This is a genomic window from Streptomyces sp. SID11385 (assembly GCF_010548245.1).
Classification (GTDB): Bacteria; Actinomycetota; Actinomycetes; order Streptomycetales; family Streptomycetaceae; genus Streptomyces.
In genome coordinates, this window is the sequence record NZ_JAAGLR010000879.1 from 1 (window position 1) to 15,607 (window position 15,607).

6 protein-coding genes are annotated in these 15,607 nt (G+C 73.6%); 3 read left to right on the forward strand and 3 right to left on the reverse strand.

The genetic code is table 11. The features are described 5' to 3' along the window. Both G3I42_RS26820 and G3I42_RS37145 read right to left on the reverse strand, forming a co-directional pair. Positions 1 to 1,009 (reverse strand): right-handed parallel beta-helix repeat-containing protein (locus tag G3I42_RS26820; RefSeq protein ID WP_343244678.1); only part of this gene is annotated, 1,009 nt, incomplete at its 3' end. Beyond that, complete coding sequence (locus G3I42_RS37145) at positions 1,006 to 9,417, reverse strand: hypothetical protein (RefSeq protein WP_203607387.1); 8,412 nt, start codon at positions 9,415 to 9,417, stop codon at positions 1,006 to 1,008. The genes G3I42_RS26820 and G3I42_RS37145, both read right to left, overlap by 4 nt. A 215-nt stretch (positions 9,418 to 9,632) precedes the next feature. Here G3I42_RS37145 and G3I42_RS26830 point away from each other — a divergent pair, with 215 nt between their 5' ends. From G3I42_RS26830 to G3I42_RS26840, 3 genes are all read left to right on the forward strand, one after another. Next, the gene (locus tag G3I42_RS26830; protein ID WP_164290139.1) at positions 9,633 to 10,559 is read left to right on the forward strand and encodes a serine/arginine repetitive matrix protein 2; all 927 of its coding nucleotides are present in this window, start codon (positions 9,633 to 9,635) and stop codon (positions 10,557 to 10,559) included. Between the two features lie 84 nt (positions 10,560 to 10,643). Then, the gene (locus G3I42_RS26835; RefSeq protein WP_008749402.1) at positions 10,644 to 10,955 is read left to right on the forward strand and encodes a hypothetical protein; all 312 of its coding nucleotides are present in this window, start codon (positions 10,644 to 10,646) and stop codon (positions 10,953 to 10,955) included. Positions 10,956 to 11,012: 57 nt separating this feature from the next. Beyond that, entirely contained in the window at positions 11,013 to 11,336 is a 324-nt protein-coding gene (locus G3I42_RS26840; protein ID WP_164290141.1) for a WXG100 family type VII secretion target, read from the forward strand. Between the two features lie 132 nt (positions 11,337 to 11,468). Here G3I42_RS26840 and G3I42_RS26845 read toward each other — a convergent pair. Beyond that, the coding region (locus G3I42_RS26845) for an FtsK/SpoIIIE domain-containing protein (protein WP_164290143.1) at positions 11,469 to 15,607 on the reverse strand (4,139 nt) is incomplete at its 5' end.

A 15,607-nucleotide genomic window follows, 5' to 3' on the forward strand; every position in this document is an offset into this window, starting at 1 on the left:
CTTCGAGCACCGCGCGCGCCTGCCCCGCGAGCGCGAGCCCGCTGCCGTGCGCCTCCGCCACGAGCGCGTCCGCGATCCGCACGCTGCTCGCCCCCGCCGCGCTCAGCCCGTGCCCGCCGGGCCGCACCACCTGGCAGTCGCGCAGCGAGACGCCGCCCTGGTCGTCGGCGCGCACCCCGTGCTCGCGCGCGTCGCTGATCCGCGTCTCGCGCAGAACCGCGCGACCGCGGTGCGCGAGCCGCACCCCGCACCGCCCGCTCTCCTCCACCCGGCAGTCCGTCAGCTCGGCGGCGCCGTCCTCCTCGACGAGCACCCCGTGCCGCCCCGTTCCGGAGAAGACGCTCCCGCGGGCGAGGAACCTGCCCGCGCCCTTGGCGCGCGCGCCCGAGCCCGAGGTGTCCCGCACCCGCAGCCGCTCGGCGATCAGGACGGCCTGCCCCGAGACGACCACGCCGATCCCGTCGACCTCGGAGATCTCCGTGTCCACCGCCCGCGCCCGCGCGTCGCCGACGAGGTGCAGCGCCGCGCCGCGCGCCCCGCTGAGCCGCGTCCCGTCGAGGACGAGGACGCCGCCCCCGTCGACCGGGTCCGCCACCTCGGCCCGCAGCGTGTCCTCCGCGCGCAGCCGGGAGTTGACCGCGGCCGAGGCCCCCGTCGCCGAACCGAGCACCTCGACCCGGCCGCCCGTCAGCTCGCAGCGCTCGGCGGTCAGCCCCGCCGCGTCCTCGACCCGCACCACCGGCTGGTCGGGATCGGTACCGGCGAGGTGCAGCTCGCGCAGCACGCACCCCGGCGCGGTCACCGTCACGGGCACCCCGTGCGCCGCGCGCAGCCGCACCGAACCCGCGCCGCCCTCCGCCTCGACGGTGACCCGCCGCGACAGGACGAGGCTCTCCACGTACGTGCCCGGGGCGACCAGCACCGTCGTCCCCGCCGGGGCCGCGGCGAGGGCGGCGGCGATCGTGCGGTGGACTCCGCGGCCCCGAGGGCCGACTCTGAGCGCCGTCACTGCGGCCCCCCGTTCTGCTCGTTCTGCTGCTCGCCCGTGTAGAAGTCGTGGCCCGGGAAGACCTGCTTCTGCAGAGTCGAGGAAAGGTACAGGTTCGCGAACGTCTTGTCGACGAGCTTGCCGAGCCCCGCGACGGCGAAGGTGTCGAAGACGCCGCCCCGGTGGTAGAAGCGCCCGCCGAAGTTCTGGATCATCGCGGTACGGGCCACGCCGAGGCTCACGGCGCCCGCGACGCCGCCCGCCATGCCCACCGCGCCCGCGAGCAGCGCGTCGGCGCCGTGCAGGTGCACGGTGTTGCCGTCCGCGTCCTTGACGCCGAAGATCGCGGAGCTGGCGGCGGCGGTGACGAAGCCCGAGACCGCGCCGGTCATGAGGCCCACGCCCCAGTCGTAGGTGCCCGAACGCCAGCGCGTCACCTTCTCGTTGCCCGCGAACTCCGCCGTCCACGAGTCGTCGTTGGGGCGCCGCGCGTACGGGTTGCCCTGGTCGACCTGGCTGAGCCCCGTCTTCCACGGGCCGCCCCGGAACGTCGCGTAGTGCCCGAGCGAGAAGGTGCCCTTGACGCCCGCGCCGACCGTCGCGCCGAACGCGGCCTTGCCGACCTCGTTCCAGCCGAACGGCGTGCCCGTGGCCGCCGCGACGATCCCGTACACCGCCAGGTTCATGCCGAAGTCGAGCAGCCACTCCTGGATCAGGTCGACGGCGAGCGCCTGCCCGGCCTTGTACGGGAACGACGTGTACGTGCTGACGCCGCCCGCGGTGTGGCCCCACTCCCAGCGGTTGGGCTCGCGCCACATGCGGTTGAAGCCGCGGTACTCGGAGAGGATGCCCGTGAAGTTGGTCTCGCGGCCCGTCAGCGTGGTGCGGCCGAAGGTGTCGCGGTGCCACACGTATCCGGGGATGGTCCGCTCGTCGATCATGCTCGTGCCGTTCGCGCCGAAGCGGCGCCACTGCTTGTGCCAGTCCTCGCTCTCCAGGAAGCTGCCGTCCGGCAGTTCGACCTTGCGGCCCAGCTCGATGCCGTTGTCGTACTCCTTCCACACATGCGGGTTGTGCGCGCCGCCCGGGGTCTCGACGTACTCGCGGACCCGGTAGGGCGAGTCCTGGAAGTGCGGGGTGTTCGCCGGGGGGGTGGGGATCTCCTGCACGATGTGCCCGGCGTTGTTGTCGAAGTCCTTGAAGACGGCGCCCGGCCGGAAGTCCGGGAGCTGGGTGCCGTTCGCGTCGAACCACTGCCGCACGCGGTCGTTCACGCCGTTGCCGAAGCCCTTGATCTCCCCGTCCGCGCCGGTCTTGTTCCAGTGCCACGTGTTCGTCGCCGGGTTCTTCCACGCGTCGACCACCGTGCCGTCCGCGAGCAGCCGGTGATCGCGCACGAGCGCGCCCGTCGCGTCGAAGTCCTGGAAGCTCTCGCGGTCCCAGCCCCACGGGGTGACCTCGCCCCGGTGGTGGTTGAGCTGGCGGACGCCGCCACCGCCGGGCGTCCCGTCGCTCCAGCGCACCGTGCCGTCGAGCATCCCCTGCGAGGTGACGCGGACGGTGTTCGCGCCGCCCAGGGGGTCGGGGAAGGTGTCCTGGCGGGCGATGACGAGACCGTGGTGGTCGTACCGCGTCCAGTCGCTGACCGCGCCCATCCGGCCCTCGCTCCCGGCGGCGCCCGGCGGGGGACGGAAGTCGACGACCGAGCCGTCCGCGAGACCCGTACGGGCCACGTGCCACTGCTTGCCCGCGGGCGTGTACCAGTTCCCGTCGGCCAGGTCGTCGGTGAAGCGTTCCTGCCAGCGGATGTCGCCCGCGTTGACCCCCGGCGGCAGGTGCGTGGTGTCGAAGTCGGCCACGTGGTAGGTGCGGTGGCCCTTGAGGCCGTCGTCGCCCTGCTTCCACGGCAGGTAGCCGTGCTGCTTCGCGACGCCGTCCGGCATCGCGACGTCGCCGGTCGTCACGGTCTTGCCGTTGAGCGGCTTGCGCGTCTCGCGGACGACGTCGCCGGCCCTGCTGATGTCCGTGATCGTGCCGTTGTTGCTGACGAAGCGCAGGCCGTGCGTGACGCCGCCGCCCGCGCCCGTCTCCGTCCACGTGTGCATCTGGAGCCGGCTGTCGTGCGCGAGCCAGGGCACGCGGTCCAGGTTCGCCGCCCGGTACTCGGGGCTCATGATCCAGCGGAAGGCGCGCGGCGGGCGCTGCTCCGCGAAGCGCGTGCTGTCCAGGAAACCGCCGTCCTTGAGCGTCACGCCCCGGCCGTTCTCCTTTCCGTGCGCCGACCACGAGGTGTAGTCCTTCTTCGGCACCCCGTCCGCGCCGAACTCCGTCTGGTGCAGGCGCCGTACGTTGTCGACGGACCAGTTGAAACGGCCGTACTTCTCCTGCGCCACGACCCGCACGCCGGTCTTCGGATGGGGCAGGTGGTCCGTGAAGCCGCGCCCCGGCCCCCACGTGCGGGAGCCCTCGGCGATCTTGTTCGACTCGCTGTCGAAGCGGGTCCAGCGGGTGTCGCCGGAGAAGCTCTGCGAGAAGGGCCGGTGGCCGACGTCGGCGAGGACGTGCCCGCCGTCCGGCAGCTCCTGGTAGTGCCGCACCCGCGTGCCGGTGTGCCCCGTGACGTCGAACCAGCTGCGCCCGCTCTCGCCCCAGTGCCGCGTGCCCGAGCCGACGACCGTGCCGGTGCCGTCGAACTCGGTCCACACGCCACGCTGGTTGAAGCGGCCGAAGGAGCCGACACCCGCCGCCGAGTGGTAGCCGTCCAGGACGTGCCCGTTCGGCAGCGGCCTGCGCTCCATCAGCTCGACGCCCGAGTGCGTCGTCAGCTTGATCCGGCCGTTGCCGAGCCCCTTCGTGTCCACGGTGCCCGCGTCGTACCACTTCTTGATCGCCGGAGCGGCGACCGGGCGCCCCGCCCCGTCGAGCCGCACCCGCTCCCAGCTCGGCTTCGTCACCCCGTCCGCGGGGTGGGTCACCTTGAGGTACTGGTCGTTCTTGAGCGTGCCCTTGTCGAAGACGTTGATCCGCTGCTCGAAGAGCCGCCCGTTCCCGTCGTAGAGGTGGTATTCGCCGGCGCGTCCGCCGCCGTTGAAGGTCAGGCGGTAGTTGCCGTCCGCCTGGCGCGCGAAGGTGTGCGCGCCCGCCGGTACGGGTGTCATGTCGCCGTCGAGCAGGACGTGGGTGTCCGTCCGTACGAAACGGGTGCCGACACCGTCCGTGAGCTGCACGACGTCGAAGTGCCCGCCGCCCGCGTGGTCGGTGACGCGGAAGGTGTGCGCGCCCGCCCCCGGCGGTGTGATCGTGTACTCGTGGGCTCCCGCCGGGCCGAAGAGCCGCACCTGGCCGTCCGCCCCGGTGACCCGGTGGCCGCCGCCCGGCCTCGCGGTGACGGTCACGTCGTCCACGGCGTTCATGTCGCGGCTGAACAGCTCCAGGTGCCCGCCGGGGTGGACGCGGACGCCTTCGCCGCTCGCGAGGACGTGGCCCGCCTGCGTGTGCACCGCGCCGTCCGGCCGGTACAGCACCCTGCCGCCCGTCCCGGTGACGACGAGGTGCCCGTCCGGGCGGAGGACGGCGGTCGTGCGCGGTACGGGCGTGCCGCCCGCGTCCACGACGCGGGGCGCGCCGCCGCCGACCGGCGTGTGCGCGTACTCGTTGCCGTTGCCGAGCCGCACCGCGTCGTGCGTGTACGTGCCCCGCCCGTCGAAGACGGCGTGGTGGCCGCCCGCGTCGACCCGGAAACTCCCGTCCCCCTGCCGGACGACGGTGCCGCCGCCGAGCGAGGGGGTGCCGCCCGCCGGGTCGGTGCGCAGCGGGCCGTTGAGGTGCGGGTGGCCGTGGAGCGCGAGCAGGTCGTGGGTGTGCGCGCCCGTCCCGTCGTACACGTGCGTGAGGTGCGGGTTGGTGCCGTCCGGGACGTGGAAGTCGGTGCCGTGGGTGGTGATCGGGCCGCGTGCGGCGCCGTTGAGGTCGACGCGGGTGACGGGGCCGGGGCCGGGGCCGGTGGGGCGGAGGGCGAGGTCGCCGGTGGTGCCGAGGGGGACGGCGTCGTGGGTGTGGGCGCCCTGCGGGCCGACGACGATGTGGTGGCCGTTCGTCGGGTCGTCGACGCGGAAGCCGCCGCCGGTCTGGGGGGTGACGGTGGCTCCGTGGAGGGTGGGGGGTGTCCCGTCGGTGGGGAGGTGGAGGTCGCGGCCGGTGAAGCCGGGGTGGCCGAGGGCGAGGGTGTCGTGGGTGTGGGTGCCGGTGGCGTTGTAGACGTGGTGGCGCCCGGGGGTTCCGGCGGGGACGTGGAAGTCGGTGCCGTGGGTGGTGATCGGGCCGCGTGCGGCGCCGTTGAGGTCGACGCGGGTGACGGGGCCGGGGCCGGGGCCGGTGGGGCGGAGGGCGAGGTCGCCGGTGGTGCCGAGGTGGACGGCGTCGTGGGTGTGGCCGCCCTGCGGGCCGACGACGATGTGGTGGCCGTTCGTCGGGTCCTCGACGCGGAAGCCGCCGCCGGTCTGGGGGGTGACGGTGGCTCCGTGGAGGGTGGGGGGTGTCCCGTCGGTGGGAAGGTGCAGGTCGCGGCCCGCGAAGCCCGGGTGCTGCACGGAGAGGAGGTCGTGCGTCGGGGTGCCGTGCGCGTCGTACACGTGCGTGAGGTGCGGGTGGGTCCCGTCCGGCACGTGGAAGTCCGTGCCGTGCACGGTGACGGGCCGCGCGTGGGCCGTCCCCGCCGCGTCCACCAGCGTGTGGGCGCCGCCCCCGGCCGGGGTGAGCACGAACTCGCCTGTGCCGCCGAGCGGCACGACCGTGTGCGTACGGGCGCCGGTCGCGTCCACGACCACATGGCTCTCGCCGTACTGGACGCGGAACCCCCCGCCCGCCTGCGCGGTCACCTGCGCGTGCGGCGCGGGCGCCGGGGTCCCGTCCGCGCCCGTCAGGCCGAGGTGCTGCCCGTTCCTGCTCGGCAGGACGTGGATCTCGCCGCCCGCCCCGTCGCCGAGCCGCAGCCCGGAGCGGGTCGGCAGGCCCGTCGTCGCGTCGTAGAGCTGGAAGCCGCTGTGCGAAGGCATCCGGATCTCCTGCCCGAGCATCCCCGGGTGCGTGCCCGTCGCGGCGGCGCCGGGCGGCGGGACGTGGCGCACGGTGTTCGGGTTGAGCAGGTCGAGCGCCACGACCGCGCCGTGGAACTGCCCGCCCGAGAGCGTCACGAACCGTTCGTCGGAGATCACCCGCAATCCCCCGCCGTCCTGCGGCGACAGGTCCATGTGCCGGACCTCGACGGCGTTCACCCGCTGCTCCATGTGGACGACGGCGGGCGCCCCGGGGCCGTCCCCGGCGCGCACCGTCGCCGTCCACGCCCCGCCGCCGGGCGGCACCGCGACCGTGGCGTGCGCGATGCCGCCCGCGCCGTCGTGGGTCACGTGCAGCTGCGTCCCGTTGAGGCCCGGGACGTCGAGCGTCCGGGTGAGCGGGGCGGGCGCCGGGACGGGCACGGCGGCGGAGGTGGAGGCGGCGGGGGGATGGTGCGGGCCGCCGGGCAGCGTCGTCAGCTCGACGTCCCCGCTGCCGCGCGTGCCGGGCGGGACGACCTCCATGGGAGCGACGGGCGCGTAGCCGTTGGACGCCTCCAGGTAGTAGTTCCAGCGGTGCACGGTGCCGTCGCCGAGGGTCCGCTCGATCCGCAGGACGTCCCGGCCGCCCTGCTGGAGGTGGTGGGCCGTCACGCCGCTGAGGCCGCCGGTGTGCGTCACGGTGACGTCGGCGCGGGTGGCACCGGTACCGGGGCGCACGTCCACGACGACCCCCGGCAGCAGTTCGTCCAGGTTGCGGAAGGTGTGCTGGAGGTCGTACTCGAACGTGTGCACCATGTTGACGCGGACCGTGCGCTGGGCGAGCGCCGAGAGGTCGATCAGGCCGCCCTTGCCCAGGTCGGCGATGAGCGAGCCGCTGCCGGGGAGCGCGAGCCCGCCCGTCGTCGCGGGCATCGCCGCAGGCTTCGCGTCGATCCCCGTCACCGAGCCGTTGAGGTGCCCGAGGCCGTGCGCGCCCTCGCCCGCCCCCGCGCCGGAGGACAGCGGCGGCACCGCGACCTGCCCGCCCCCCGGGACCGCCGTGACGTGCGCGGACGTCGCCGGGGCCGGGACCTGCGCCTGTCCGGGCTGGTGGACGGCCGGGGCATGGACCTGCGCCGCCGGGGGCACCGTGGTGTCGGTCGTACGGACGGCGGGGGCGTCCACGTGGGCGACCGGCGGCGCGGCGGCGGAGCTCGCGCCGACGGCGGGGACGTCCACGTGCCCGACGGGCGGCGCGGTGACCGGGGCGGAGGCACCGGTCGAGGGCACGTCCACGCGGCTCACGGCGGGGGCGTTGATCTCCGTGCCCCGGCCCACTGCCGCGATGTCCACACGGCCGACGGACGGCAACGAGACATCCGTACCGTTGCCGAGCGCGGGCACGGAGACGTGCCCGGTGGAGGGCAGGTTGACGTGGGTGAGGCCCACGTTGACGGAGGGCAGGTCGACGTGGGTGACACCCACGTTGACGGACGGCAGGTCGCTCACGCGGGCGCCCACCGGCGGCGCGTCGAGCTTGCCGACGACCGAGCCCTGCGACACCGAGCCGAGCGAGGGCACGGTGACCTCGTGCACGGCCGGAGCACTGACCTGACCCGGCGTCGCGATGTGCCCCTGCGTGGGAGCGGGGACGGCGACGGAGCCGAGCTGCGGCGTGTGCACCGCGCCGAGCCCGCCGAGCGCGGGCGTCTCGACGCGGCCCACCCCCGCCCCCAGGTGCGGCACGCTCACCCCGTGCGTCGCGACCTGCCCGACGTCCGTGACCCCGCCCGGGATGTGCGTCGCGGCGATGCCGGGCGCGGACACCGCGCTCATCGGGCCCAGCGTGGGGATGTGCACGGCGCTGACGTGGGAGAGCTGGGAGATCGCGGGGACGTCCACGACCTTCGCGCCGAGCGCCGGGACCGAGGAGTTGATCGTCGAGCCGAGACCGTGGAAGGCGCTCGTGTTGATGCCGCCGATCGCCGAGCCGCCGGTGAGCCCGTGGACCGAGGTGAGACCGCTGCCGATGCCGGTCGGCGGCGTCGGCGTGAACGACGAGAGGTTCACGTGCGCGAAGGAGCCGAAGCCACCCGTCGGCGGCGCCAGTTGCAGACCGTGCGCCACCCCGCCGCTGATCTTGCTCGCGGCACCGATGAACTGCCCGCCCGCGAAGGCCCCGTACCGGTACAGGCCGAAGACGCCGCGGTCGATGACACCGATCTTCAGCGCGAAGAGCACACCGTGGCCCAGCTCGTCCGCGGCGACCGGCAGGAGCAGCCGCAGGGAGTTCGCCCCGCGCAGCCCGTTGACCGTGGTGTTGACCAGCGTCGTGCCGAGCGCGCGGATGCCGTTGAGGCCGCCGATCACCGTCTTCATCGCGAAGAACGTCTTCGCCCCCGCGAGGTTGATGACCGTCAGGCCGCTGACGGCCGGCACCAGCTTGATGTCGCGGATGCCGTTGATCCCCATCGTGAAGCCCTTGGCACCGGGCATGAAGTGCAGCCCCGCGCCGCTGATCTTCAGCCCGTTGAGCCCCTTGAGGCCGCGCAGCCAGTTGCCCGAGGCGGCGAACACGTCGTCGAAGCCGAGCCCGAGCCGGGCCAGCGAGCCGAGCGAGTTGGCACCCGAGAAGAGGTTGCCCGCCCCCTTGAAAGCCCCCGCGCCGAGCCCCTTGAGCCCCTTCCACAGATCGCCGAGACGGATGCCCTTCGTCGTCGGCGCGATCACCCCGATGATCGAGAGCACGAGGTCGGTGATGCTCGCCTTGCCCTGCGAGAAGTCGATCGCCGTCTTGATGAGCAGCGCGACGTTCAGGCCGATCGCGAAGAGCGCGAGCGGACCGCCCACGATCATCGCCGGGATGATGAGGATGAGCGCGAGCCAGCCCAGCGCCTTCCAGAACTCCTCGCACTCGTCGATCGGCGAGGCGATGCTGTACGCGGCGTCGGTGATCGTGTCCGAGGCGGTGCTCGCCGCCGCTTCGAGCTGGCTCTTGGCGTCCTCCGCGATGCCCTTCTGCTCCTCGCGGCCCGCGTCGTCGTCCTCGTCCAGGGCCGCCGCGGCGCTCAGCGCGTCGTCGGCGCGCTTCTGCTGCGTCCGCATGACGTCCACGTACGTGCGCAGCGCGCCCTGCACGTCCTTGTGCGCCTGCCGGAACGAGGAGACGTACTTGCGCAGGTCCCCGTCGATCTTCTTGCGCAGCGCGTCCGCCGTCTCCCCGACGAAGACGCCGTCCGTCGTGTTGAGCACCGAGGTCAGGCCGTCGTCGATCGTGTCGGCGAGCGAGACCAGGTTCTCCTGCGAGGAGATGACCTCGTCGATGCGGTCCGCGTCGCCCGGGGTCGGGTCGCCGCCGAGTCCGAGGGCGCTCCAGTCGGAGGGGCGGGGCATGGGGCGCGCTCCTTCCACGACGGCCCGGTCCGGGCTGCCATCCGGCCTGTCGGTCACCGGCCACGAGGGGCCGCTGACCTGTCCACGCACGAGAGCGCCGAAAGGTTCAGCCGGGATTCCGGGGACCGGATGAACCTTTCGAGGGGGCCCGTGCGTGGAGACAGCGGACAGCCGGTCCGGACCCCCGGGCCACCGAGTGACCAGGGAGGTACGGGGTGCCCGACTTCTCCATCGACTACTCGAACCTGCACATCGTGCAGAAGAAGATGCACGAGCTGGCGGACGCGGCCGGCAGCGGTGGCGCGACCGGGGCCTTCAAGGAGGTCGGCGAGTCGAGCAGCTCCGAACGCAAGGCGGTGCTCGGCAGCTCCGACCTCTCGTACGCGTTCAACCTCTTCTACTCCTACTCCGCCTCCCGCACCAAGGACGCCAAGGACGGCCTCGGCCAGCTCGCGGACACCTTCTCGGGCGTCTCGGACACCTTCTTCAACGCCGACGCGCAACTCTCCTCCGCCGCCGGGCTCATGAGCCAGAGCCTCGGCCTCGACGACTGGAAGAACCAGAAGGAGGCGTACGAGCAGTGGCAGGACGACAAGACGGCGTGGGACGACTACCTGGAGAAGATCGGCGCCTCCGACTACTTCGCCGAGCACCCCGGCACGAACATGGGCGAGCTGTGCCGCGCCGACGACGCGCCGTCCTTCTGCGACACCTGGATCGATGACGACGACGCGCCCGACGACCCCGGGGACGCGCCGCCCAAGCCCGCGGACGACCCGCCGCTGTCCTACTCGTACGAGGACGAGCACGGAAAGGTGTCCGTCGAGGTCGAGGTGGACGACGACTACAACGTGATGAAGGAGAGCTCCACCATCACGACACCCGACGGCCAGTCCTACACCTCGGTCACGACGTACGACTCCGCGCCCGAATACCACGAGACCTCCGACGGCGACCGCTACGACGCCCGCGACTACACGATGGAGACGACGTACGCGGACGGCTCCAAGACCTCCACCAAGGTCGTCATCAACGAGGACGGCTCCGGGACCATGACCACCACCGACCAGGACGGCGAGGTCACCACCGTGACCCGCGGCGGCCCGGACGAGGACTGGCCCGAGCCCGAGGACGACGACTGACCCGCCCGACCAGGGCCCGCCCCACCGGCCAGGTCCCGGGCCGGACGCCCGCGACCGCGTGACCCCGACAGAAAGGACACCCACGTGCCCGCCAACATCAGCCTCTCCTACGCCGAGATCGAGCGCGTGTCCAACCTCCTGGACACGAGCGTCGAGCAGACCCTCGTGCCGCGCATGGACGAGGCGAAGACCGAGGTCGACAACCTCCTCGACACCTCCCTCGTGCTCACCCAGTCCAGCCCCGCGCTCCAGACGCAGTACGAGAAGTTCACGACCTCCCTCAAGGAGGCCACGGACAGCATCAAGGGCTACGCCGAGCAGTTCCGCCAGATCATGAACTCGGTGAAGGACATGGACCACGACATCGCCGAGAAGGTCAACAGCAGCGGCCAGTAAGCCCCTCGGGGCCCCGTGCCCCCGCCCCCTTCACCGAACCGCGAGGAGAACAGCACCATGGCGCAGCCCGACGTCCTTTTCGACTACGACGAGATCGCCCGCGTCGCCACCACGATGGGCACCAAGCTCAGCGACATCTCCACCGAACTCGGCGACCTGGAGACCACCGTGAGCGGTCTGCTCCAGGACGGGCTCGTCTTCGAGAAGGCGAGCCCCGCGCTCCAGGAGGCGTACAACGACTTCAGCAACCAGATGAAGACGTCCGCCAAGAACATCCAGGAGTACGCCAACACCTTCAACGACATCGCGAAGGCGATCGCCGACTCCGACGGCCAGATCGCCACCGGCGTCAAGAACGCCCAGAGCGGCAGCGAGGGCTGATTCCCGGCCCCGTTCGCCCGCACCGCGAAGGCCCCGCCTCCCGGACCGGGAGGCGGGGCCTTCGTACGTGCCGGCCGGTGCGGGCGGCCGGGGAAGCGATCGCCGGGAACCGCCCCGCCCCGCCCCGCGCCGCTACGTCCCGAGCACCGTCAGCGGCACCTGCACCGTGATCGCCGCCCCCGCCGCGCTCGCCGTCCAGCCCCGGCCCGTCACAAGCGGCGTGCGCACCTGCTCGGCCGAGATGCGGGCCCCGATGAGGTCGCCCTCGCCGATGCTCTTCGGGCCGAGGAGGATGCCGCGCCGCGCCCGGCGCGCGATGCCGACCCAGCCGAGCGAACTCATCGACTCCGGCAGACCCGACAGGAGCAGCCCCTGCCCCCGGTCGCGGCCCGAGGAGGCCACCTGCCGCAGCACCTTGTCCGCCTTGCAGTTGAGCATCAGGTCCGCGTCGTCCACGACCACCACGACAGGGCGGCCCTCCACCTCCTCCAGCGCCCGCGCGACCGCGTCCGCCGGAGGGTCGGGCTCGGCGAACACCTTCGCGAGGTCGTGCGCCGCGAGCTGGCGCAACTGCGAGTCGCGCGGGGTGAGGACGACGAGCTGGGTGCCGCCCAGGAGCAGCGAGACGGCCATCGAGGCGAGCGTCGTGCTGCGGCCCGTGCGCGGCGGGCCCGCGACCATGAACGCGCCGCCGCCCGTCGCGAAGTCGAAGCTCAGCGGCTCCCCCGAGTCCCCGCCGATCCCGAGCAGCGCCCGCAGCGGGGCCCGCTCCGCGGCCGGTACCTGGTCCATCGCCTCCTGGAACCCCACCACCGAGGGCAGTTCCCTGACCGGGAAGGGACGCCGCGAGGCGGGCAGCGCGGCATCGCGCGCCGTGGTGCGCTTCCCGATCTCCCGCACCGCCTCCGCCTGGTCCCCGTCCTCCGAGGGCAGCAGCGCGATCTGCGCCTCGATGCCCTCCGGCGCGAGCCAGCCGCGGCCCGGCGGGATGTGCGCGGGCACCTTGTTCCGCGGCATCCCCGCCACGTTGTAGTCGCCCGGGTCGGCCTGCCGCAGCAGCAACCGGCGGTCGTTGTGCGCCGCGAGCCGCCCGCCCAGCAGGACCCGCTCCGAGGTCGCGATCACGTGGATGCCCGCCGCAGCGCCCTCGCGCAGCAGCCGGACGACGTCCGCGTAGACCCGCCCGCCGTCGTAGTCGTCGAGCATCGAGCCGAGCGCGTCCCAGCCGTCGATCAGGAGCAGCAGCCGCGGGGGCCGCCGGTCCTTGCCGACCTTCGCGCGCACGTCGGCGAGATCGGCCGCGTTGTGCTGCGCGATCAGGCGCTGCCGCTCCGTGAGCTCCCTGCCGAGGCGCGTGATGAGCCGTTCCAGCCGCTCCGCGTCGTGCCGCGAGACGACCGCGCCGCAGTGCGGCAGCGCCTCCAGGACCGACAGACCGCCGCCCGAGGCGTCGATCCCGTAGACGTGCAGGTCCGCCGTGCCGATCGCGAGCGCCGCCGAGCCGGCGATCGTCCGCAGCACCTGCGTGCGCCCCGAGCGCGGCGAGCCGATGACGTAGAGGTGCCCGAAGCTCGCGAAGTCGATGACGCCCAGGCGGCGTTCCTGCGACTGAGGGAGGTCGAGCAGGGCGTACGGCACCGCCGGCAGCGCCCCCGGCGACGGCTTCGGCACGGGCGGCAGGTCCTCGGCCCGTACCCGGTCCGCCAGCGGCTCCAGCCACGGGCTCGGCTGCGGCGTGAAGTCGTCGAGCAGCTCCGTGGCCCGCCCGATCGCCTCCACGAGCACCCGCAGATCCGTGACCGGCTCCTCCTCGGGCGTCGCCGCCCACTCGTGCTCCTCCTCCTCGCCCCACTCGGCCGGGCGTCCGAGCCGGTGCCACGTCAGCTCCACCTCGCGCACCGGACGCGCGGGACCGGCCGAGGCCGCCGAGCCCGTGTCGCGCTCCGCGCCCGCCCACGCCGTCTGGAAGGGCGTCGGCGCGTCCGCGCCGCGCCGCACCAGCGCGCGCCCGGGGCTCGCGGACGAGATGCTCACCGCGTCCGTCGCGTTGATGATGTCCTGGCTCTCCGCCCGGTCCGTGACGCGCAGCGCGACGCGCAGGTTGGTGTTGGCCCGGATCTCGTTGCTCACCGCGCCACCGGGGCGCTGCGTCGCGAGCACCAGGTGCAGCCCGAGCGAACGCCCGCGCTGCGCCAGGCTGATGAGCCCCGGCACGAAGTCCGGCAGCTCCCGTACGAGCGTCGCGAACTCGTCGATCACCAGGACGAGACGCGGCAGCGGCGCCAGCTCCGGCTCCCGCGCCCGCTTCGCCCGGTACTCCGTGTGGTCCTTCGCCGCCACCTCCGCGAGCAGCCGCTCGCGCCGCTTCAGCTCCGCGTCGAGCGAGGCGAGCGCGCGCTGCACGAGGTGCCCGTCGAGGTCGGTGATCATGCCGAGCGTGTGCGGCAGCTCCGCGCACTCGCGGAAGGCGCTGCCGCCCTTGTAGTCGACGAGGACGAAGGTGAGTTCGTCGGGACGGTTCACGGCGGCGAGCGAGGCGATCATCGTCTGGAGCAGCTCCGACTTGCCCGCCCCGGTCGTGCCGCCGATCAGCATGTGCGGCCCGTCCCGCACCAGGTCCACCCGCAACGGCCCCTCGTACCCCGCGCCCAGGACGAACGTCGTGGACGCGGGCCGGCGCTCCCACGCCCCGGCCAGCGCCGCCGGGTCCGGGGGCTCCTGGCCGAGCAGCGGCAGCAGCCGCACCTGCGAGGGCAGCCCCGAGTCGCTGTCCACCGTCACGTCCCGCACCGGGGCCACCGCGCGCGCCACCTCCTCGCACCATGCGGCGTCGACGAGGTCGGCCCGGACGTCCTCGACCTTCGGCACCCCCGAGCTGCGCACCGAGAGCCGGTTGCCCTCCGCGACGACGACCGCCGTGCACTCCTCCGGCAGCAGCCGCTCGCGCTCGTCCACGCACAGCCCGAAGACCCGCACGCCCGGCCCCTGCGTCAGCACCTGGACCATGCCCGGCACATCGCGCAGCCGCCGCGCCCCGTCGAGGACCACGAGAATGTCCGGCTCGCGCAGCAGCGTGTGGGCGAGGGCCGAGGAGGACCTGGCCGCCACCCGGTTCTGGATGTCGGAGATCAGCTCGTTGACCCGGTGCGCGGTGCTCTCCGGGTCGTTGCCGATCGCGACCGGCGAGCCCGGACGGCCCGAGGCCAGGTGCGGCAGCCACCGCACCCAGTTCCACGACTGCGCGTGCTCCTTCGTCGTGAGGACGACGATGCGCAGGTCGCGCGGGCTGTGCAGGACCGCCGCCTGCGCCACCGCCCAGCACGCCAGGTCGCGCGGCGCCCGCCCGGGACCCGAGACGCCGACCACGCCCTGGTCGGTCATCTCCAGCCCGTAGGGCACGTCCGCGAGGCGCCAGTGCACCGCCCGGTGGTTCGTCTCGCGCGCGTGGTCCTCGATCCGCTTGAGCGAGGGCCGCGTCACGGTGCCGAGCCGCAGGGTCAGGAAGTCCGGGTCGCGGCGTCGCCGCTGCCACAGCAGGGTGCCGGGGCCCTTGGCGTGCAGCAGCACCGTCGCCGGGTCGGGGAAGGTGTCGTTGCGCAGCTCGCGCTCCTCCACCGTCGCCTCGCGCACCTCCCGCTCCAGCGCGGCGCGCCGCAGCCGGTAGATCCGCAGCGCCTCCTCCTGCTGCTTGCGCCCCGAGCGGCGGCCCGTGAGCCAGTTGCCGATCGCCATCATCGGCGTGAAGAAGATGAAGATGACGAAGTAGAAGGTGCGGAAGAGGCTCATCATCACGAGGCCCATGACGAGCGGCGCCATCATCATGATGAACGGGAAGGGGCGGTTCTTCCGCTCGCCCGGCGGGCCCTGCATCCGGATCGACTCGGTGTCCAGGTGCGGCGCGATGCGGGGCGGCCGGTTGTACTCGACGGCGAAACCGTCGCGCGAGGGATTGACCGCCGCGTCCGCGTCGAAGGGATCGGCCTGGCGCAACAGGTGGTCGCCGAGGGCCAGATCGGCGTGGCAGGGCCACTCCCGCGAGCCGTCGTCGGGCGCGGGCCGCTCGGTGGCGGGCAGCGGGGCGGGCTCGGCGGGCAGCCCGTCGGGGCCGGGCTCGGCCGGGGTGGGGGAGTGGCCGCCGGGCCCGCCGTCCACGGGACCGGCCGGTTCCTCGGTGGTGAGCGGGGTGCCGGTCTCGGGGTCCACGGGCGGCGGCGGCGTGAGGCTGCGCAGCCCGTCGCGGGCGTCGTCCGCGTCGGCGGGCAGCCGGAAGG

Excerpts from the sequence above, each read along its gene's own strand:
- G3I42_RS37145 (WP_203607387.1), bottom strand. The coding sequence starts at position 9,417 with ATGCCCCGCCCCTCCGACTGGAGCGCCCTCGGACTCGGCGGCGACCCG.
- G3I42_RS26840 (WP_164290141.1), top strand. The coding sequence starts at position 11,013 with ATGGCGCAGCCCGACGTCCTTTTCGACTACGACGAGATCGCCCGCGTC.